18 protein-coding genes are annotated in these 20519 nt (G+C 68.1%); 12 read left to right on the top strand and 6 right to left on the bottom strand.

The genetic code is table 11. From position 1 onward, the window contains the following. Window positions 1–118 precede the first annotated feature (118 nt). The 3 genes from fdhA (at window position 119) to EV648_RS03995 (ending at window position 2822) form a co-directional block, all read left to right on the top strand. The gene (gene fdhA, locus EV648_RS04005; protein ID WP_132285153.1) at window positions 119–1333 is read left to right on the top strand and encodes a formaldehyde dehydrogenase, glutathione-independent; all 1215 of its coding nucleotides are present in this window, start codon (window positions 119–121) and stop codon (window positions 1331–1333) included. A gap of 138 nt (window positions 1334–1471) precedes the next feature. Further along, window positions 1472–1663, top strand: coding sequence for a hypothetical protein (locus EV648_RS04000; RefSeq protein WP_132196091.1), 192 nt, complete (start codon window positions 1472–1474; stop codon window positions 1661–1663). A 37-nt stretch (window positions 1664–1700) separates the two neighbouring features. Next, window positions 1701–2822 (top strand): CapA family protein, encoded by a 1122-nt coding sequence (locus tag EV648_RS03995; protein ID WP_132285151.1) that lies wholly within the window; start codon window positions 1701–1703, stop codon window positions 2820–2822. On the opposite strand, the gene EV648_RS03990 is transcribed toward EV648_RS03995, so the two are convergent. Both EV648_RS03990 and EV648_RS03985 read right to left on the bottom strand, forming a co-directional pair. After that, the gene (locus EV648_RS03990; RefSeq protein ID WP_199234424.1) at window positions 2791–3762 is read right to left on the bottom strand and encodes an aldo/keto reductase; all 972 of its coding nucleotides are present in this window, start codon (window positions 3760–3762) and stop codon (window positions 2791–2793) included. The genes EV648_RS03995 and EV648_RS03990 overlap by 32 nt on opposite strands. Before the next feature lie 117 nt (window positions 3763–3879). Continuing rightward, window positions 3880–4392, bottom strand: coding sequence for a DUF402 domain-containing protein (locus EV648_RS03985; protein ID WP_241994875.1), 513 nt, complete (start codon window positions 4390–4392; stop codon window positions 3880–3882). A 191-nt stretch (window positions 4393–4583) separates the two neighbouring features. Between EV648_RS03985 and dxs the strand changes: the two genes are divergently transcribed. The 4 genes from dxs to EV648_RS03965 all read left to right on the top strand — a co-directional run bounded on the left by dxs (window position 4584) and on the right by EV648_RS03965 (window position 10864). Continuing rightward, window positions 4584–6497: a 1-deoxy-D-xylulose-5-phosphate synthase gene (gene dxs / locus EV648_RS03980; protein ID WP_132285149.1), complete on the top strand. Its 1914-nt coding sequence runs from the start codon at window positions 4584–4586 to the stop codon at window positions 6495–6497. Continuing rightward, the gene (locus EV648_RS03975; RefSeq protein ID WP_241994874.1) at window positions 6457–7827 is read left to right on the top strand and encodes a hypothetical protein; all 1371 of its coding nucleotides are present in this window, start codon (window positions 6457–6459) and stop codon (window positions 7825–7827) included. The genes dxs and EV648_RS03975 overlap by 41 nt, the downstream gene beginning before the upstream one ends. Window positions 7828–8017: 190 nt before the next feature. Next, window positions 8018–9310: a hypothetical protein gene (locus EV648_RS03970; RefSeq protein ID WP_132285147.1), complete on the top strand. Its 1293-nt coding sequence runs from the start codon at window positions 8018–8020 to the stop codon at window positions 9308–9310. A 72-nt stretch (window positions 9311–9382) separates the two neighbouring features. Continuing rightward, on the top strand, window positions 9383–10864 hold the full coding sequence (locus tag EV648_RS03965; RefSeq protein WP_132285145.1) for an APC family permease: 1482 nt from the start codon (window positions 9383–9385) through the stop codon (window positions 10862–10864). On the opposite strand, the gene EV648_RS03960 is transcribed toward EV648_RS03965, so the two are convergent. Next, window positions 10861–11697 carry an aminoglycoside adenylyltransferase domain-containing protein gene (locus tag EV648_RS03960; RefSeq protein ID WP_241994873.1) on the bottom strand — a complete coding sequence of 279 codons (837 nt, stop codon included), beginning with the start codon at window positions 11695–11697 and terminating at the stop codon, window positions 10861–10863. The genes EV648_RS03965 and EV648_RS03960 overlap by 4 nt on opposite strands. Before the next feature lie 94 nt (window positions 11698–11791). On the opposite strand from EV648_RS03960, the gene EV648_RS03955 reads away from it, so the two are divergent. Then, a complete protein-coding gene (locus EV648_RS03955) occupies window positions 11792–13084 on the top strand; it encodes a hypothetical protein (protein ID WP_132285141.1) in 1293 nt (430 codons plus the stop codon). Between the two features lie 156 nt (window positions 13085–13240). Here EV648_RS03955 and EV648_RS03950 read toward each other — a convergent pair whose 3' ends face one another. The 3 genes from EV648_RS03950 to EV648_RS03940 form a co-directional block, all read right to left on the bottom strand. Next, complete coding sequence (locus EV648_RS03950; protein WP_132285139.1) at window positions 13241–15358, bottom strand: 3-hydroxyacyl-CoA dehydrogenase NAD-binding domain-containing protein; 2118 nt, start codon at window positions 15356–15358, stop codon at window positions 13241–13243. Next, window positions 15355–16554 (bottom strand): acetyl-CoA C-acyltransferase, encoded by a 1200-nt coding sequence (locus tag EV648_RS03945; RefSeq protein WP_132285137.1) that lies wholly within the window; start codon window positions 16552–16554, stop codon window positions 15355–15357. The genes EV648_RS03950 and EV648_RS03945 overlap by 4 nt, the downstream gene beginning before the upstream one ends. 152 nt (window positions 16555–16706) lie before the next feature. Continuing rightward, window positions 16707–17342 (bottom strand): TetR/AcrR family transcriptional regulator, encoded by a 636-nt coding sequence (locus EV648_RS03940; RefSeq protein ID WP_158293891.1) that lies wholly within the window; start codon window positions 17340–17342, stop codon window positions 16707–16709. 121 nt (window positions 17343–17463) lie between these two features. On the opposite strand from EV648_RS03940, the gene EV648_RS03935 reads away from it, so the two are divergent. The 4 genes from EV648_RS03935 to EV648_RS03920 all read left to right on the top strand — a co-directional run bounded on the left by EV648_RS03935 (window position 17464) and on the right by EV648_RS03920 (window position 20242). Further along, window positions 17464–18201 carry an SDR family NAD(P)-dependent oxidoreductase gene (locus EV648_RS03935; RefSeq protein WP_132285133.1) on the top strand — a complete coding sequence of 246 codons (738 nt, stop codon included), beginning with the start codon at window positions 17464–17466 and terminating at the stop codon, window positions 18199–18201. 110 nt (window positions 18202–18311) lie between these two features. After that, entirely contained in the window at window positions 18312–19031 is a 720-nt protein-coding gene (locus EV648_RS03930) for a hypothetical protein (protein WP_132285131.1), read from the top strand. Between the two features lie 33 nt (window positions 19032–19064). Then, window positions 19065–19745 (top strand): dienelactone hydrolase family protein, encoded by a 681-nt coding sequence (locus EV648_RS03925; RefSeq protein ID WP_132285129.1) that lies wholly within the window; start codon window positions 19065–19067, stop codon window positions 19743–19745. Between the two features lie 8 nt (window positions 19746–19753). Next, the gene (locus EV648_RS03920) at window positions 19754–20242 is read left to right on the top strand and encodes a glutathione peroxidase (RefSeq protein ID WP_132285127.1); all 489 of its coding nucleotides are present in this window, start codon (window positions 19754–19756) and stop codon (window positions 20240–20242) included. Window positions 20243–20519: the final 277 nt, after the last annotated feature.

Genomic DNA, 20519 nt, shown 5'->3' with positions numbered 1-20519 from the left:
GTCGAACTCGGATGTATGAGTTGGTGATGCCGCTGCTCCATCGGACATCGCAGCAGGTCGTATCGCAGGACTCCACAGCGTTCAGCGACGGAGCTTTCCGCGGAGAGGAGCACTACTCGTGCCAGCCAACAGGGCAGTTATCTACAAGGGACCAGGGGACGTGGCGGTCGAGACGATCGACTACCCGAGCCTGGAACTCAAGGACGGTCCAGGGGTCAATCCCGCCAACGTGGGACGGCAGGTCCCGCACGGGGCGATCCTCAAAGTCGTCGCCAGCAATATCTGCGGCAGCGACCAGCACATGGTGCGCGGCCGGACGACGGCGCCACCAGGACTCGCTCTCGGCCATGAGATCACCGGTGAGGTGGCGGAGGTCGGCCGGGACGTCGAGTTCATCAAGGTCGGCGACCTGGTGTCGGTCCCGTTCAACATCGCGTGTGGACGATGCATCAACTGCAAGGAGGGCAAGACCGGCGTCTGCCTGAACGTGAACCCGGACCGGCCGGGTTCGGCGTACGGGTATGTCGACATGGGCGGCTGGGTCGGCGGCCAGGCGGAGTACGCGCTGGTGCCGTACGCCGACTGGAATCTGCTGAAGTTCCCGGACAAGGACCAGGCGCTCGCGAAGATCCGCGACCTGGCGATGTTGTCGGACATCTTCCCCACCGGGTACCACGGCTGCGTCACCGCCGGCGTCGGGACTGGTTCCACCGTCTACATCGCCGGGGCCGGTCCGGTCGGTCTTGCCGCGGCCACCTCGGCATTCCTGCTGGGCGCCGCGGTCGTCATCGTCAGCGACCTGCAGAAGGAACGGCTGGAGCAGGCCCGTAGCTTCGGCTGCGAGACGGTCGACGTCGCGGCAGGTGAACCGAGGGACCAGGTCGAACAGATCCTCGGTGAACCGGAGGTCGACTGTGCCGTCGACGCAGTCGGTTTCGAGGCCCACGGCCACGGCAGCGACTCCGGGTCGGAGCGGCCGGCGACCGTGCTCAACACGGTCATGGAAGTCACGCGAGCCGGTGGTGCGGTCGGCATCCCCGGGCTCTACGTCACCGGAGACCCCGGCGCGAGTGACGATGCCGCGAAGACCGGTTCGCTGTCGATTCGGCTCGGCCTCGGCTGGGCGAAGTCCCTGGCGTTCACGACTGGGCAATGCCCCGTCATGCGCTACAACCGCCAGTTGATGATGGCGATCCTGAACGACCGCACGCAGATCGCGAAGAACGTGAACGCCACGGTCATACCGCTGGACCAGGCGCCACAGGGGTACGCGGACTTCGACAAGGGAGCGGCTCGGAAGTACGTGCTCGACCCGCACGGACTGATCAAGTAGCCGTCAGGACGGGAGCGGGGCCACCAGCCCGGCTCCCGTCGCGCTGGAGATTTACTCGTGACCGCGGCGAAATACGGTGGTAACCATGGCCTGGTCATACTGCAGATGAGGGGGCAGATCTTCACGAGAGCGACTTTCATGAGCAGTGACAACCGGCTCGACCTCGAGTTCGCCTACACCAGATACCAGGATTCCTGCCGCGATCTCTATTCGCCGCACTACTACTGCCGTCGGCCGATCGGCCACGAGGGCGTCCACGCCGCGGGCTTCGGTTCGAGCCGGCTGCGCTGGGAACACGAGCCTGACCACGCCCCGCACATGCTCTCTTAGCCCCCGACGACAGCACGGTGGATTCTAGAGAGGAACTGTGCTCGACGGCACTGTGACGCTGTTCCTGGGCGGCGATGTGATGCTCGGCCGAGGGGTCGACCAGATCCTTCCATATCCGGGCGACCCGACGTTGTGTGAGCGCTCCGTCCGCGACGCCCGCACCTACGTCGAGCTGGCAGAGGCCGTGAACGGTCCGATCCCGCGGCCCGTCGGCTATTCCTGGCCGTGGGGAGACGCCTTGGTGATCCTCGACCGCTTGCGGCCCGATGTACGGCTGGTGAACCTGGAGACCAGTGTCACCCGGAGCGAGCACTTCGCCACCGGCAAGGGCGTCCACTACCGGATGAGCCCTGACAACCTGCCCGCCCTGTCTGCTGCCCGGCCGGACGTCTGCTCGCTCGCCAACAACCACGTCCTCGATTTCGGTATCAGCGGACTCGAGGAGACGCTCGACGTGTTGAGCCGGGCAAGGATCTCAGTCGCGGGCGCGGGTCGGGATGCGAAGGAGGCAGCCCAGCCCGTGATAGTGCCGGGCGATGGTGGGCGGGTCGTCGTGTTCTCCTTCGGCACGACGTCGAGCGGCGTACCGAGGAGCTGGGCGGCGAGTGCGAACCGTCCCGGTATCTCCCTGCTTCCCGATCTGTCCGACGACACTGCGGCCGCGATCACCGCGCAGGTGTCACGGGTGAAGCGTCGCGGCGACGTTGTCATCGCCTCGGTCCACTGGGGACCCAACTGGACGTACGCCGTCGCGCCCAGACAGGTCCGATTCGCTCACCGGCTGGTCGACGGCGGTGTGGACCTGGTACATGGACACTCCGCGCACCATCCGCAGCCCATCGAGATCTATCGGGACCGGCTCGTGCTCTACGGCTGCGGCGACCTGATCGACGACTATGAAGGCATCGCCGGCTACGAGCAGTACCGCGACGACCTGCGCCTGCTGTACTTCGCCACGGTCGAACGCCAGACCGGCCGGCTGACCGCGCTGCGGATGGCTCTGATGCAGACCCGCCAGCTAAGACTGCGCACTGCCGCGCCGAAGGACTGCCTGTGGATGTGCCAGACCCTCAACCGGCTAGGTCGCGGCACAGGGATCGCGCTGGACGCGATCGGGCTACTCGAGCTCACCGACCGTTCGCCATGGTCGCTTGGCTGAGCGCTTCCACTTCCTCGTCGTCCAGCGTGAAGGTGAGTGCTCCGGCGTTCTGGGCGGCCTGAGTTGCGTTCTTGGCGCCGGGAATGGGCAGCACGCCGTCCTGCTGGATCAGCCACCGCAGGGCGACCTGGCTGGGACTCCTGTCGTGGCGGCCACCGATTTCGCCGAGCAGATCGGCCACTCGCTTCAGATTCACCAGGTTCTTGTCGCGGAATGCGCCGCTGTAGCGCCGCCATCCGGCCGGTCGGGTGGCGGCCGAGTACTTGCCGGTCAGCGCACCCGAGGCCAGCGGCATGTAGGCGATGAGAGTGATGCCCAACTCCCGGCACGCGCCGAGTACGCCGTCAGTCTCGGGGGCCCGGTGCAGCAGCGAGTACTGCACCTGGTTGGAGGCGAGCACCAAGTCTCTCCGAGCGAGTTCGGCGTGCGCGGTACGCGTCTGCTCGGCGCTGTAGTTGCTCACACCAACGGTGCGGACCTTCCCCGCCTCGACAGCGTCTGCCATCAGGTTCATCAACGTCGGGATGGACATCCACCGGAAGGGGAAATGGACCTGATAGAGGTCGATCCGCGTCCGCTGCAGCCGGGCGAGGCTGTCCTCCAGCATGGCCGGCAGGCTGCTGGCACGGGAAAAGAATCCGAACGGGAACTTCGTCGCCACCACCACGTCCTCCCCCGTGGTCAGCTCACCCACCCGGCGCTCGGAAGCCCCCTTGCCATACATCGCCGCGGTATCGACGAAGTTCACGCCGGCGGCCAGGCTCACCTCCAGCGCCGCTCGTTGGTCCTCGGCCGTGCTGGTCGGACCGTAGACGTTACGAGCAGGATTCCACCGCGGTGCGGTCGACATGTCACCCCAGACCATCGCCCCGATGCCGAGCCGCGACACACGAAGGTCCGTCTGCCCCAGTGTCATCGAGTGCCCATCTGGCTCGGTCATTCCGGCCACCTCAGCTCTTCAGCAGGTCCGCCCCGTGCCTGCCTTCATGGTGCCACCGGGTGGGCGCCAACCCGCAGTCATGACCGCTGTCCTCGTCCGGCAGATCGCGGCCGCAGCTCACGAAGTGAGCGCCAGGGAGCGGAGCCTCTCAAGGTAGGTCTTGTAGGTGGTGATGAAGGGTTCCGTGGAGGTTATGTTGGCGACCACCCAGGCGCAGGAGGCGCGGGCCGCGGCGATCACCTGGGGTGGGTAGGCGTAGAGCTGCTGGTGGGACTCGAACTCGTCCTCGTCCATGACCTCGACCCGGCCGTCGCGGTACCGGCGGATGTCCAGGTCCAGGTCGACGGTGGTCACCGAGTCGACGCCGAACTCGGCGGGCATGGTGATGTCGCAGTACACCTCGGTCGGGTGGGGAGCGTCGTTGAAGAGGGCGCTCCACCATTCGCCGCGGGGGTAGAGGCGAACCCGGTGGTGGTCGATGGAGACCCAGCTGCCGTCGGCGCGCTGGCCGCGGGAGCCGGGGACCGAGCCGACCCAGAGGCCGTGCTCGTCCTCGCCGAGCTTGATCGATTCCAGCAGCCGGTGCGGGCGCCCGTCGTACTTGCAGAACAGTGTCCTCACCATCTCCATGCTTGCCCACCCCACCGGCCCCGGTCTGGCTCCATGTCGATCACTGTAGGTGAGGCCGACATCACGAGCGACGAGGCTCCACGCGAGGGTGTCCCGGAGTGTGAGATTCGTCCGAGAGCCAGGTCACGTTCGGAAACGGACGGGGAGGTGCATAGACTCAAGCATTCGAGGACAACCTGCGGAGGAGCTCGATGGGCGTGCTGGAGGCGGTCGGAGGACCAGCGGACCTCAGGGGGATGACCGATCATCAGCTCCGTGAGCTGGCCACGGAGATCCGTGACGTGTTGGTGGAGACGGTCTCGCGGACCGGCGGCCACCTGGGCCCGAACCTGGGCATGGTCGAGATCACCCTGGCGATGCACCGGGTGTTCGACTCCCCGCGTGACCGGCTGGTCTACGACACCGGTCACCAGACCTACGTGCACAAGCTGCTCACCGGCCGCGCGCCGCAGTTCGACTCGCTCCGCCAGCAGGGCGGCCTGTCCGGCTACCCGAGCCAGGCCGAGTCCGAGCACGACGTGGTGGAGAACAGCCACGCCTCGACCTCTCTGTCGTACGCCGACGGCCTGGCCAAGGCGTACAGGCTGCGCGGTGAGGACCGGCACGTCGTCGCGCTGATCGGCGACGGCGGTCTCACCGGCGGGATGGCCTGGGAGGCGCTGAACAACATCGCCGCCGCGAAGGACCTGAAGCTGGTCATCATCGTGAACGACAACGGGCGCTCGTACAGCCCGACCGTCGGCGGCCTCGCGACCCACCTGACCAGCCTGCGCACCAACCCGCGGTACGAGAAGATCCTCGACCTGATCAAGAAGAACCTCGGCCGCACGCCGTACGTCGGCCCGCCGATGTACGAGGTGCTCCACGGGGTGAAGAAGGGGCTGAAGGACATGCTCGCCCCGCAGGGCATGTTCGAGGACCTCGGCCTGAAGTACGTCGGGCCGGTCGACGGCCACGATCGGCAGGCGATGGAGGACGCGCTCACCAAGGCGAAGGCGTTCGGCGGCCCGGTGATCGTGCACGCGGTGACCCAGAAGGGCTTCGGGTACGCGGCGGCCGAGCAGGACGAGGAGGACAACTTCCACCAGGTCCGGCCGAAGAACAAGCCGCGCGGGTGGACCGAGGTCTTCGCCGACGAGCTCGTCGAGATCGGGCACCGGCGGCCGGACGTGGTCGCGATCACCGCGGCGATGCTGCACCCGACCGGGCTCGCGCCGTTCGCCCAGGAGTTCCCGGACCGCATCTTCGACGTCGGCATCGCCGAGCAGCACGCCGTCACCAGCGCCGCGGGTCTCGCGATGGGCGGTCTGCACCCGGTCGTCGGGCTGTACGCGACCTTCCTGAACCGCGCCTTCGACCAGTTGCTGCTGGACGTCGCGCTGCACAAGTGCGGTGTCACCTTCGTGCTCGATCGCGCCGGGGTCACCGGTGACGACGGAGCCAGCCACAACGGCATGTGGGACATGTCCCTGCTGCAGCTGGTCCCCGGCCTCCGGCTGGCCGCGCCGCGCGACGGCTCCCGGCTGCGGGAGCTGCTGAACGAGGCGATCGAGGTCGAGGACGCCCCGACCGTACTGCGGTACGCCAAGGGCGAGGTGTTCCCCGACATCGAGGCGATCGACCGTGTCGGGGACTGCGACGTACTCGTGAAGACCGGCACGAGCGTCACCGCCGGTGCCGACGTCCTGCTGGTCGGGATCGGCTCGATGGCCGCCACCGCGGTGGACGTGGCCACCCGGCTCCAGGACCAGGGATTCGGCGTCACGGTCGTCGACCCGCGCTGGGTGAAGCCGGTCGATCCGAAGCTGGTCGAACTGGCCGGCAAGCACAAGTACGTCGTCACGATCGAGGACAACGGCCGGGCCGGCGGCTGCGGCTCGGCGATCTGCCAGGCGCTGCGCGACGCGGGTGTCACCACGCCGGTCCGGGACTTCGGGATCCCGCAGCAATTCCTCGACCACGCCAAGCGCGACGCGGTGCTGACCGCCATCGGGTTGACGGGCCAGGGCCTGGCTCGGGACGTGATAGAGATGATCGCCAAGCATCAGGGGGACGCGATCACCAGTGAGCCAGACACCGCGAGCGGCAGGCCGGGCAGCGCCTGAGCCCGGCCGGGCGCGTCACTCCGCGGCTCCGCGGCGACGGCGCCTCTGGCCGCTGCTCCTGTCGCTGGTCCTTGTTGCGGGTGCCACCGCAGGTGGGCTGGCCCTGCACCTTTCCGGCTCCTCTGACCGCCCCGACAAAGCGATAGCCAGCGGACCCGGCAGTACTGCGAGCCTCGACCTGGCCGCGCGCTCCGCAGGGGTGGAGAAGGTGCTCGCCGCTCGTGCCGAGGCTGTCCGGCTGAACAAGCCGGCCGGGTTCCTCGCCAACGTCGACCCCGGTAACAAGAGCCTGGTCGCCCGGCAGAAACTGCTCTTCAGCAATCTGAGGCAGTTCGGTTTCGCGAGCCTGCGGTACGAGCAGTTGCGCGAGCAGTTCGACCAGACGCTGGTCGACAAGTACGGCCCGTCGACGTATCTGGTCGCGGTGGCGATGGCGTACCAGATCAAGGGCATCGACCCGCAGCCCGTCCGGACGATGCTCGGCTACACCTTCACCGAGAAGCCGAACGGCGGCTGGATGCTGGTGTCCGACACGGACCTGGACCATCTGCTGCCGCGCGGGTCGCACCAGGAGGCCTGGGACATCGGGGAGGTCCTGGTCAAACGCGCCCCAAGGGTGCTCGTCGTGGTCGAACGCGGCCAGACCAGGCTCGCGGACAGCCTGCTCGCGAAGGCCGGAAGCGCGGTGAAGGCGGTCAGCAAGAGCTGGCCGAGCGGCTGGACCGGCTCGGGCGTGGTGATCGCGCTCGACGACAAGGTGGTCCGCGGTGCCGACTACACCCTGCCGAAGAACGCCGAGGACGCGCTGGCGATGGCGACCTGGGTCTACCGGACCTTGCCGGGAGAGGTCAGCGGGATGGGGGAGCGGGCCGACTCCTACGTGGTGATCAACCCGCGCAACCGGTCCAGGGTGGACGCCCGCACCCTGGCGCACGAGTTCACCCACGTCGCGACCGCGCCGTACGGGCCGTATGCGCCGCGGTGGCTGGTCGAGGGGGCGGCGACGTACGTCGAGTTCCTGCCGATGGACGGCGCGACGAACCTGGCGCTGGACAACTACCGCCGGGAGGTCCGGACCAAGTACCTGGCGAAGGCGAAGTCGCTGCCCGTCGACAACCTCTTCTTCCAGAACTCGACCAGCTCGTACCCGTTGTCCTGGCTCGCCGTGGACTACCTGTTCACGAAGTACGGCGGAACGGAGGTCGGCACCCTCTACCAGGAGATGGCCGCGCTGGGCTCTACCCAGGCGGAGCGCAACAGGATCATGCTGGAACATGTCGGAATCACCGAAGCAACCCTTTTCCAGGCCCTCAGGGCAGAAGCGGCCTGACCGGGGCATTCTTGTGTACCCGGCGTGTCGGTGGTGGATCTCACATAAGCGAGTAGGGTAGCCGGGCTGTGACAGACGGGCGGACCGGAGGAATCGACCCGACGTGAGTGTGACACCACCCAGCGCCGCCCCGCCCGGCGCTGGCGCCCCGCCCCACGGGCCCCGCCGCTGGCTGGGCCTGGTTGTTGCCGTGGCCTTGGTGACCGGTGGTGTCGCCTACGCGGTCGAGCAGAGGCAGGATGATGCCCGCAGCCGGCCCACGGCAACCGTCACTCCGCCGACCACCCGGCCGAACCAGGGCACCAAGCCGCCCTCGAAGACTGCCGCCGCGATCGCAGCCCGGCGGGTCGCCATCGACACCATCCTGCTGCGCCGCGCCAAGGCGGTCCGGACCGTCGACGAGCGGTTGTTCCTGCAGGACGTCGACCCGGCGAACGCGAAACTGCGGCAGGCCCAGAAGGTGCTGTTCGCGAACCTGGTCGAGATCGGCTTCCAGGAGATCGGCTACAGCCAGGCCGAGGAGCGGTTCGACGCCGCCGCGGCGCGCGAGCACGGCCCCTCGACGTACCTGGTCCGGGTGCTGATGCGCTACCAGATCACCAACGTCGACCTGACCCCGGTGACCACCGAGCTCGGCTACACCTACGTCAGCCGCGGCGGCCGGTGGATCCTGGCCGATGACGACGACCTCGACAAGGACCTCGGCCCCGGCGCTCACCAGGAGGCCTGGGATCTCGGCCGGATCGAGGTGCACCGCGGCCCGCGGGTGCTCGTGCTGGTCGAGAAGGGTGACACCCAGCGCGGCCGGACGATCGTTGCCGAGGCCACCGAAGCGCTCACCGAGGTCTCCGCGTACTGGCCGCGGCGCTGGCGGGGTTCGGTCCTGATCGCCGCGCTCGACGAGACCGAGGTGCGCGACGCCCGGTTCAGCGACGAGGACGTGGAGTCGGCGGCGAGCGCCGGATCGACCTTCTCCTCGCTGCCGGGCCAGGACACCGCCGACGGCACCGTGGCCGGCGCATACATCGTGATCAACCCCAAGGAGCGCGACCGGGTCGACGAGATCCTGCTGTCGCACGAGATCACCCACGTGGCCACGGCGGACCTCGGCGGGTACGAGCCGCTCTGGCTGGCGGAGGGCGCCGCGGAGTACGTGTCCTGGCGGGGGATCGAGGCGATCAGCGGGCCCGGCGAGGTCGGCAAGTGGGAGCAGGAGATCATCGACGACGCGCTGCCGGCGTTGCTGGCGCTGCCGTCGGACGCCGGCTTCTACCAGAACACCGCCGACGTGTACGGCGTGAGCTGGCTGGCCGTTCGCTTCCTGGTCAGCCGGCTGGGACTGCCCGCGGTCGAGGAGTTGTACGAGGACCTCGCCCGGCACGGCACCGACCAGGCGTCCCGGGACCGGATCCTGCTGACCCGGACCGGTTTCAACGAGGCGTCGCTGTGGATGTATCTCAAGGAGTACGAACCGCAACGCTGAGTGGCGGTTTGACCTCGCCCTGTCAGAGGGGCAGGCTCGGTTAGATCCGTCCGAGTTCGAGGAGGCGTGCAGATGAGTCTGTTGCGGAAGAAGACGATCGAGCAGTCGATCGCGGACACCGACGAACCGGAGTACCAGCTCAAGAAGCGGCTGACCGCCCTCGATCTGACGGTTTTCGGCATCGGCGTCATCATCGGCGCCGGCATCTTCACGCTGACCGGCCGGGCGGCCCAGGCCTACGCCGGCCCGAGCATCGCGCTGTCGTTCGTGCTCGCCGCGATCTGCTGCGGACTGGCCGCGCTCTGCTACGCCGAGTTCTCCTCGACCGTGCCGGTCTCCGGTTCGGCGTACACGTTCTCCTACTTCTCCCTCGGTGAGATCTTCGCCTGGATCATCGGCTGGGACCTGCTGCTCGAGCTGATGCTCGGGGCAAGCGTGGTGGCGCAGGGCTGGTCCACCTACGCGGCGTTGTTCCTGGAGGAGATCGGTCTCGGCTGGCCGGACTCGATCGGCCCGGACAGTAACGTCAACGTGCTGGCGATGCTGCTGATCATCGTGCTGACGATCCTGGCCACGATCGGCATCAAGGAGTCGCTGCGGGTCAACCTGGTGCTGGTCGCGGTCAAGTTGTTCGTGGTGCTCTTCGTGATCGTCGCCGGCCTGTTCTACGTCAAGGGGGAGAACCTCACCCCGTTCATTCCGCCGAGCGTGCCGGCCGAGAGCGGCGACGTCACCATCACGACGCCGTTGTTCCAGGCGATGTTCGGGTTCACCCCGTCGACCTTCGGTCTGATGGGCCTGGTCTCGGGCGCCTCGCTGGTGTTCTTCGCGTTCATCGGGTTCGACGTGGTCGCGACCACGGCCGAGGAGGCCAAGAACCCGCAGCGCGACCTGCCGCGCGGCATCCTCGGCTCGCTGGCGATCTGCACCGTGCTGTATGTGCTGGTCTGCATCGTGATCACCGGCATGGTCAACTACAAGGACATCAGCAGCGAGGCCGCGCTGGCGGAGGCGTTCCGCTCGGTCGGCAGGCCGGGCTTCGCGACGCTGATCTCGGCGGGTGCCGTGGCGGGTCTGACCACGGTGGTGCTCACCTTGATGATCGGCGCCGCGCGCGTCGTCTTCGCGATGAGCCGCGACCACCTGATGCCGTCCAAGCTCGGCAAGACGCACCCGAAGTTCGGTACGCCGTACCGGCTGACCCTCGGTATCGGGCTGGTGGTGGCGATCGTCGCCGGGCTGACCCCGATCGGCAAGCTCGAGGAGATGGTGAACATCGGCACGCTGGCCGCGTTCACCCTGGTGTCGATCGCGGTGCCGCTGCTGCGCAAGCGCCGGCCGGACATCCAGCGGTCGTTCACGGTGCCGGGCAACCCGGTGATCCCGATCCTGTCCGCGGTGATCTGCGTCTACCTGATGCTGAACCTGTCGATCGAGACCTGGCTGCGGTTCGCGATCTGGATGGTGCTCGGCTTCATCGTCTACGCGCTCTACGGCAATCGGAAGAGCCGGGTGGGCGAGACGGAACGCACCGGCGAGAGCACCAGGGCCTAGCGCCCTCCCGCGGACCGCCGGGCGATCGCCGTCGCGTACTCCGCGAGGGCGATCGTCTCGGCGACGGCCGCCGGCTCGGCCGCGTCCTCGGGATCGAACCCGAGGGCGCGGCCTTCCAGCGTCCGCAGGCACAACCCGGACCAGCGGGGATCGAGGGCGTCGGCGGCCCAGCGCAGCGCGGCCTTCTTCGAGCACACCCGGCCGGTGTCGAGCGTGTAGAGCATCCGGCACAGCGTCGTCACCGCGTACCGCTGCCCCCAGGCCATCTCGATGGAGATCCAGGTCGCCAGGTCCGTGAGCAACCGCGGGATGTCGGCGCGCATCCGCTCGCGCAGGGCTTCGGCGGGCACCACCTCGACCAGTTTCCGCGGATCCGGCCCGGCCAGCGTCACGCCGTACTCGCGCAGGGTCCAGCGGACGACCTCGGTGTTGCAGTGGGTCGACCACTGCATCTGCCGCCAGCCGTGGTCGATGTACAGCCAGTCGCGCCCGAGCCCGTCGAGTGTGCGCAGCTCGCCGAGCACGGGGTACGAGCCCTCCAGATGCTGTGTCCAGAAGCCTTCCCTGGTGGGGATCTCGTCGTGCAGTGCGCGCAGAGCCGCCTCCTGGTCCGCCGAGATCGGGCGATGCACGGGGATCAGGAAGTCGCAGTCGCTCTGCAGATCGGCATCACCGAGCGCGAACGAGCCCTGCAGATAGGCCCCGGCGAAGTTGTCGCCGAGGATCTCCCGGGCGGTTCCGGTGAGTTCCACCAGCAGCCGGTTCAGTTCGTCGTACGGCGTGGGTCCGTCGATCGGCTCGCTGGTCGGCTCCTGGGTCGGCTGGTTGGTCACGGGGAGAGCCTGGCAGAGCCGGGTGGCGCCGGTCGAAGGGTTTGCTGGAGTAGGATCCGAGCGGCTGGACTGGGGCGGGCGAGGGGTGCGGGACATGGTGAACCAGCGGGGGCGGCTGCTGGCGGGAGTTGCGGCGCTTGCGCTGGTCGGTACCGCGGGCTTCGTCGTGGCGGACAGATCTGACCAGGGCGTCGCGCCGGGCGGTACTGCGGTCGCGGCCCGGAAACCAGGAGTGGACCCGGCGGTTCGCAAGCATCAGCTCGACGCGATCCTGGGGCAGCGTTCGACGGCGGTCGTGAAGGGGGACCTCAAGAGCTTCCTGGTCGCGGTCGACCCCAAGCAGCCGAAGCTGCTGGCCAGGCAGAAGCTGCTGTTCACCAACCTGCGGAAGTTCCAGTTCGCCAGCCTGCGGTACTTCGTCGCCGACGAGCGCGAGGCGCCGGCACAGGTGGCCAAGTTCGGCCCGACCACGTATTCGACCCGGGTGATGATGCGGTACCGGCTGACCGGGCTCGACCCGAAGCCGGTGCAGACCGACCTCGGCTACACCTTCGTCCAGCGTGCCGGCCGGTGGATCCTGGTCGCGGACGACGCGATCGACGAAACGCTCAGCGAGGACGGCCACCGCCAGCCGTGGGATTACCAGGAGATCGCCGTCGTCCGCAAGGACAAGGTGGTCGTGGTGGTCGACAAGCGCGAGGCCGCCCTCGGCCAGAAGATCGCGCAGGTCTCCGAGGACGCGGTCGAGGGCGTACGCCGGCACTGGCCGCGGCCGTGGAACGGTGCCGTCATGGTGGTCGCGATGTCCGAGCCGCGGGTGCTGTCGACAGTCTGGACCGCCGGCACCGGAGCCGGCTGGACGATCGCCGCGAAGGCGGTCACCCTGTACGACGGCGAGCCGCTCGGGCTCAAGACGGTGGCCCCGGTCGGCAGCCGGATCGTGGTCAACCCGGCCGTCCGCAAGGACCTCGAGGAAGACCTGCTGGTGCACGAGATGACGCACGTGGCGACCGTGCCGATCGGGATCCGCACCCCGATCTGGCTGGTGGAAGGTGTCGCGGAATACGTCCGCAGCCACGCGATCGAGGACGACCCCCACTGGACCATCGACCCATACCGCAGGACCGTCCGGACGAAGTACCTGCCCTCGATGAAGGTGCTGCCCGGCGAAGCCGAGTTCGACCAGAACGGCGACCGCTCCTACGGCCAGGCCTGGTGGGCCACGGAATACCTAGCCTCAAAGCTGGGCAAGAAGGGCCTGGCCGCCCTCTACACAGACCTGGCCTTACACGACCTCAGCCCAACGACGTACGCGTCCATCATCAAAAAACACACCGGCCAGACTCCCGCCCAACTAACGGCCGCGGTGAAGAAGTTCAAGGACTAATCCAGCCGCTCGCCCGCACTGCCGGGAGACCTCACCCTCGGTCGACGTTCCGACGACACTCGCCACAGCGACGGGTCACCCGACCGGTCGCGCCCGCCTCCGCGAGTGTCGCGAAGGAGGAGCGGGGCCGGGATGGGTGGCAGCGAACGTTCTTGGTCAGGCGAGGCTGGCGACGCCCTTGGGGAGGAACCGCTGGCCGTTGACCTTCTCGGCGATGCCGCTGCGGTCCAGGTACGGCGTGATGCCGCCCAGGTGGAACGGCCAGCCGGCGCCGAGCAGCAGGCAGAGGTCGATGTCCTGCGCCTCCGCGACGACACCCTCGTCGAGCATGATCCGGATCTCCTCGGCCAGCGCGGTGAGCACCCGGCTGCGGAGCTCCTCGGCGGTGGACGGCTTGTCCCCGACGGTCACCAGCGCCTCGACCTCGGGGTCGACCGACGGCTTGCCCTCGGCGCTCCAGACGTAGAACGAGCTCTTGCCTGCGGCAACCACCTTGGCGAGGTTCTCGGACACCGCGAACCGGTCCGGGTGGGCGCGGTTCATCGTCTCCGCGACGTGCAGCGCGACCGGCAGTCCGACGAGCTGCAGCAGCACGAACGGCGGCATCGGCAGACCGAGCGCCGACAGCGCCTTGTCGGCCGCCGGGATCGGCGTACCCTCGTCCACCGCGGCGCTGACCTCGCCGAGGAAGCGAGTGAGCAGCCGGTTGACCACAAAAGCCGGGGCGTCCTTGACCAGTACACAGGACTTCTTCAGCGTCTTGCCGACCGCGAACGCCGTCGCCAGCGACGCGTCGTCGGTCTGGTCGGCCCGGATGACCTCCAGCAGCGGCAGCACCGCGACCGGGTTGAAGAAGTGGAACCCGACCACGCGCTCAGGGTGTTCCAGGTCGGCCGCCATCTCGGTGATCGACAGCGAGGACGTGTTGGTCGCCAGGATCGCGTCCGGGCGGACGATCTTCTCCAGGTCGGCGAAGATCGTCTTCTTCAGCTGGAGCTCCTCGAACACCGCCTCGATCACGACGTCCGCGTCCGCGAAGACGGCGCGATCCACCGAGCCGGTGACGAGCGCCTTCAGCTGGTTTGCCTTGTCTGGGCGGATCCGGCCCTTGCCGAGCAGCTTGTCGATCTCGCCGTGCACGTAGCCGACGCCGCGATCCACCCGCTCCTGGTCGAGGTCGGTCAGCACCACGGGCACCTCGAGGCGGCGTACGAACAGCAGCGCGAGCTGGCCCGCCATCAGGCCGGCGCCGACGACGCCCACCTTGCTGACCGGGCGGGCGAGCGACTTGTCCGGCGCACCGGCCGGACGCTTGGCCCGCTTGTTCACCAGGTCGAAGGCGTAGAGGCCGCTGCGCAGCTCCTCGCTCATGATCAGATCGGCGAGCGCCTCGTCCTCGGCCGCGAACCCACGATCGCGATCGCTGTCCTTGGCCGCCGCGATCAGCTCCAGCGCCCGGTACGGCGCGGGCGCCGCGCCGCTCACCTTGAGGTCGGCAAAGCCCTTGCCTCGGGCAACGGCTGTGTCCCAGGCGTCGCTTCGGTCGATCTCCGCCCGCTCGACCGTGACCTCACCCGTCAGCACCTTGCTCGCCCACAGCAACGACTGCTCGAGGAAGTCGGCGGAGTCCAGCAGCACGTCGCCGATGCCGAACTTCACCGCCTCGGGGCCGCTGAGCATCTTGTTCTGGTTGAGGGCGTTCTCCACCACGACCTTGACGGCCTTGTCCGCGCCGATCAGGTTCGGCAGCAGGAAGTTGCCGCCCCAGCCCGGGATCAGTCCGAGGAAGACCTCGGGGGTGGAGATCATCCCCGCCGCGACCGACACGGTCCGGTACTGCGCGTGCAGCGCGACCTCGAGACCGCCGCCCAGCGCGACACCGTTGACGAAGGCGAACGAAGGCTTGCCGCCGTCCTGTAGCTTGCGCATCACGCCGTGGCCGATCCGGCCCAGGTCGAGCGCCTGCTCCCGATCGGTCAGCTTCGGTACGCCGGTCAGGTCCGCGCCGGCGGCCAGGATGAACGGCTTGCCGGTGACGCCGATGGCGACGACGTCCTCGCGGGCCAGGGCCGCGTCGATCGCCTTGTTCAGCTCGGCCAGACCCTTGGGCCCGAAGGTGTTCGGCTTGGTGTGGTCATGCCCGTTGTCGAGGGTGATCAGCGCCATCGTGCCGGCCTTGTTCGGCAGCACCACGTCGCGGCTCGGCGCCAGCGTGACGAGCTCGTCGGTCTCGATCGCGACAGCGGCATCGATCAGCTGCTGGAGGTCACTCATGCCTTGTTCCCCTCGAAGTTCGGGTTCTCCCAGATCACGGTGCCGCCCATGCCGAGGCCGACGCACATCGTGGTCAGGCCGTAGCGGACGTCGGGGCGCTGCTCGAACTGCTTGGCCAGTTGGTTCATCAGCCGTACTCCGGACGAGGCGAGCGGGTGCCCGTACGCGATGGCGCCGCCGTACGGGTTCACGCGCGGGTCGTCGTCGGCGATGCCGTAGTGCTCCAGGAAGGCCAGGACCTGGACCGCGAACGCCTCGTTCACCTCGAAGGCCTGGATGTCGTCGATGGTCAGGCCGGCCAGCTTCAGCGCCTTCTCGGTCGCCGGGACCGGGCCGATACCCATCACCTCGGGCTCGACGCCGACGAAGCTGTAGGAGACGAGCTTCATCTTCGGCTTCAGGCCGAGCTCCTCGGCCGTCTCGGCGGAGGTTAGCAGGCACGCCGTCGCGCCGTCGTTGATCCCGGCCGAGTTGCCCGCCGTCACCCGACCGTGCGGGCGGAACGGGGTCTTCAGCTTGGCCAGGTCCTCCATCGTGGTGCCCGGGCGCATCGGCTCGTCGGTGGTCGCGTAGCCCCAGCCGAGCTCAGCCGAACGGGTCGCGATCGGGACCAGGTCGGGCTGGATCAGGTCGTTCGCGTAGGCCTTGGCGGCACGCTCCTGGGAGGCGACCGCGAAGGCATCCACACGCTGCTTGGTGATGGTGGGAAACCGATCGTGCAGGTTCTCCGCGGTCGAGCCCATCACCAGCGCGGAGGTGTCCACCAGCTTCTCGGAGATGATCCGCGGGTTCGGGTCGACGCCCTCGCCCATCGGGTGCCGGCCCATGTGCTCGACCCCGCCCGCCACGACCACGTCGTACGCGCCGAACGCGATGCCGGCGGCGGTGGTGGTGACGGCGGTCATGGCGCCCGCGCACATCCGGTCGATGGCGTAGCCGGGGGTGGTGTTCGGCAGACCGGCCAGCAGGGCGGCGGTCCGCCCGATGGTCAGGCCCTGGTCACCGATCTGGGTGGTGGCCGCGATCGCGACCTCGTCCACCTTCTCCGGGGGCAGCGACGGGTTCCGCCGCAGCAGTTCACGGATGCACTTGATCACCAGGTCGTCGGCGCGCGTCTCGGCGTACTGGCCCTTGGCCTTGCCGAACGGGGTGCGAACGCCGTCGACGAACACGACATCGCGGATCTCACGGGGCACGAGGCCCTCCTCTTGTGGTCCAGGACTTGGGAGCAAGCCCGATGCTACCCGTGGGTAACACATCGCCCCAAGACGGCGCGCCTGTGCGACTGCTCACAAGCTCCCGAGAGATCAGGTCAGCTCAGGAGGTCCAGGTCAACCGGGAGATCAGGTCAGCCCAGGGGGTCGGTGAGTTGCAGGCGGTCGGGTGGTCGATGCGGCAGTTCTCGGGCGTTGGTGGTGGTGAGCCCGTCGAAGGCCAGTTCGAGGTACCGGCGCCAGATCTGTGGCTGCGTGTCCAGCACGGGTGCCGCTGTCTGGTGGATGCCGCCGAGCAGCAGCACGATGTCCGTTCCCGTGATGTCGCTGCGGATGGCGCCTTGTTCACGAGCCCGAGCCGTGAGTACCTCTACGACGTCGGCGAGGCGTGCGATCGCCTTCCGTACCTCGGAACTCTGCAGCGACGGCCGTCCGACCACCTCGCAGAACGCGCGGTCTGCAGCAAGCATCTCGACGCCGGCGGTCATGAACTCCCGAAGCGCCTCGGTTGCGTCGTCGGCCTCCAGCAGGCGGTTTGCCGAGCCGATGAGCTGGTCGAGCAACTGCAGCGTGATCGCCGCGAGCAGGTCCTCCTTCGAGGCGAAATGCCGGAACACCGTGCCTTTGGCGACGCCGGCTCGCTGGGCGATCTCGCCCATCGATACGTCCACTCCGCACTCGGCGAACGCCTCGGTCGCAGCCCCGATCAGCAGGCGCCGGTTGCGCACCATGTCCGCCCTCGGGCCTGGCGTCGCTGTCCTCTCGCTCATCTGTCGTTCCTCCCTGGTGTGAAGCCTACCACCTAACATGACCAGCCGGTCAGGTTAGGTGGTACGCTGAAGATGACCAATCGGTCACTTTTGGATTCATCGAACTCCTGGAAGGAAGAACGTGAGCAACACCCTTGAAGGAAAGGTCGTTCTCGTCACCGGCGCGTCCTCGGGCATCGGTCAGGCCACGGCGCTCGCCCTGTCGGAGGCCGGGGCCCGGGTGGCTGTCGGGGCTCGTCGGGCCGATCGGCTGAAGACCCTGGCGGAGGACGCTCCCAGCGAGCTACTGGTCCTCGAACTGGACGTCACCGACCAGCAGTCGGTGCAGGACGCGGTCGCGGCGACCATCGAGCGTTTCGGCGCCCTCGACGCCTTGGTGAACAACGCAGGCGTCATGCTCAGCGGCATGATCCTGGACGCGGACACCACGGAGTGGACGCGCATGGTCGAGACCAACCTGCTCGGATCGATGTACGCGGTCCATGCCGCGCTGCCGCACCTACTCGAGTCCAAAGGCGCAGTCGTGCAGATCTCCTCGACCTCGGGGCGTGCGTCCTCGGCCGCGAGTGGCGTGTACGCAGCCACCAAGTTCGGCATCACCGCCTTCTCGGAGGCGTTGCGTCAGGAGGTCACTACGCAGGGCGTCCGCGTCATCGTCGTCGAGCCTGGATTCGTCTCGACCGAGCTGGCCAGCCACATCACCGATCCCGCCATCCAGGCCATGGCCAAGACCATGGCCGAGTCCATGCGGACCCTCCAGCCCGAGGACATCGCCGGCGCAGTTCTGTACGCGCTTACCCAGCCCGATCACGTCGCCGTCAACGAGATCCTGATCCGGCCGACCGACCAGACCCGCTGACCTGTGGCGGCGGACTCGGTCCGGTGCGGTGGGCCGAGTTCCCGCAACCCGTGGCGTCACGGCGCGATCCGGCGCATGCTGAGTGGACGAGAGACTTCTCTGGAGCCGCAATGAACAATTTCGATCTCGCTGTCCCGGTTCTGTCCCGGGGCAAACACCGGAATCCCCGCAAGGGCGCCTGCTTCATGGAGTTCGCGTCGTACCTGGCAGGCGAGCCGTGGTCGGATCACCCGGCCTGCACCCACCAGTTGCTGGCCGGCGTGGCCCGCGACGTCAACGACTGTACGACGGACGCCGGCCGGTCTCGGCTGGCTCCACTGATCCCCTCGGTGATCGGCCTGGTCCCGGACGACCCGCACGTCGTACCGCGGGTCACGGCGGTGTGCATCCAGCACGCGCTGCCAGTTGTGTCACAGGAGCGGCAGTACATCCTCGCTGTGGCTCTGCTGGTGGGGGAGCGGCACCTGGCCGCGATGGACGGCCGTCCCTTCGACAGCCTCGAGCCCGCGTCCAAGGAAGCCCTGGACTCGGTCCCGGCGGCCACCAAGTGGGCCCGGGCCTTCACCGCACGACCACACCGCGGTACGCCGGACTTCGCCCGCCGGACAGCGCCGCGAGCCGTGTCGTGCGCGGTCGAGGGCATCTCCCAGGCCTGCGTGTCGAACCCGGACGAGCGGCTGTTCGACCTGCTGACCGCGGCGATCGCCGAGTGCGAGGCCTGGATGCCGGCGCCTGTTGCCGACATCAAGCCTGCTCCTGTGGCCGACATCAAGCCTGCTCCTGTGGCCGACATCGGCACAGTCCGGAAGGAGTCTGTGGACGCCAGGTAACTGCTGGTGCCGGATCGACGTAGGCTCGACTCTGTGGCTTTGGAGATCGATACCGGCACGGGGTTGATGCCGGCACACGTCTGGGAACCTGCCGGCGGCTCTGGTCCGGGCCTGCTGCTGCTCCAGGAGATCTTCGGGGTCTCGGAGTACATCAAGCAGCGGGCCGAGGACCTGGCGTCACTCGGCTACTACGTGGTCGCGCCTGAGATCTACTGGCGGCTGGACGACGTCTCGCTGGACGAGGACGCCCCGGATCTGTTCGACCGCGCCCTTGAGGCCGTGGGACGGCTCGACTGGTCGGCGGCCGTGTCGGACTCGGTGGCGGCGCTGGACTACCTGCGCAGCCGTGAGACCGCTGTCGGCGTGGTCGGGTTCTGCTTCGGCGGAGGACTGGGGTTCAACGTCGCTGCCGCGTCCTCGCCCGACGTCCTGGTGAGCTACTACGGCTCCGCCCTGCCCAACCTGCTGGACCTCGCGCCGAAGGTGGACGCGGTCAGCCTGCACCACTTCGGCGACGCCGACGACTACCTGAGCCCTGCCACGGTCGACCAGATCGTCGCGGCCGTGGACAGCCCCGACAACGAGATCTACCGGTACCCCGGTGCCGGCCACGCCTTCGACAACCCGATGCCCGCCTTCCACCACCCAGAGGCCGCCGCCTTGGCGTGGAGCCGTACCGAGTCCTTCCTGTCCCGCCGTCTGCCTACCTCCTAAGGATCTGCATGAGCCTGTACGACATCCCGCTGCGCACCCTGTCCGGCGCGGAGACCTCGCTGTCCGACTACAAGGGCAAGGCCGTCCTGGTGGTCAACGTCGCCTCCAAGTGCGGCCTGACCCCGCAGTACGAGGGCCTCGAGAACCTGCAGAAGCGCTACGCCAGCCGCGGCTTTACCGTGCTCGGCGTGCCCTGCAACCAGTTCGGCGGCCAGGAGCCCGGAACGGCCGAGGAGATCGAGACCTTCTGCTCGACCACCTACGGCGTCACCTTCCCGATGCTCGACAAGCTCGAGGTCAACGGCGACAACCGCCACCCCCTCTACTCCGAGCTCACCCAGACCCCCGACGCCGAAGGCAACTCCGGCGACGTCCAGTGGAACTTCGAAAAGTTCCTCCTGACCCCCGAAGGCACGGTCGCAGCCCGCTTCCGCCCCCAAACCCTCCCTGAGTCGGACGAGATCACGTCCCTGATCGAGACCACGCTTCCTGCCTGACCTGTACGCCGTACCGCGAAGCCGCCGACTCCACCTGGAGCCCGGCGGCTTCGTCGTACATGCGGACGGGACGAGCGGGTCGAGCGCCAGGGGTTTTCCGTGGCGCAGGCGGTGGTTGCGTCTTTGGCATAGGCGGAGGTGGTTGCGTCCCCGGGCTGCGTGATCGTGCTGGTCGGGCTGGTGTGCGTCAAGAGAAGCCCTGTGTCAAGCCGCCTGGTGTTGGTTGGGGTTGAGGAGGCGTTGGAGGGCTTGGTGTTGGGTGGGGTCGTAGGGGGTG

This window comes from Kribbella sp. VKM Ac-2568, from assembly GCF_004345365.1.
GTDB classification, from domain to species: domain Bacteria; phylum Actinomycetota; class Actinomycetes; order Propionibacteriales; family Kribbellaceae; genus Kribbella; species Kribbella orskensis.
Note: the sequence above shows the minus strand (reverse complement) of the source record. Positions and strands in the feature narration are given on the sequence as shown.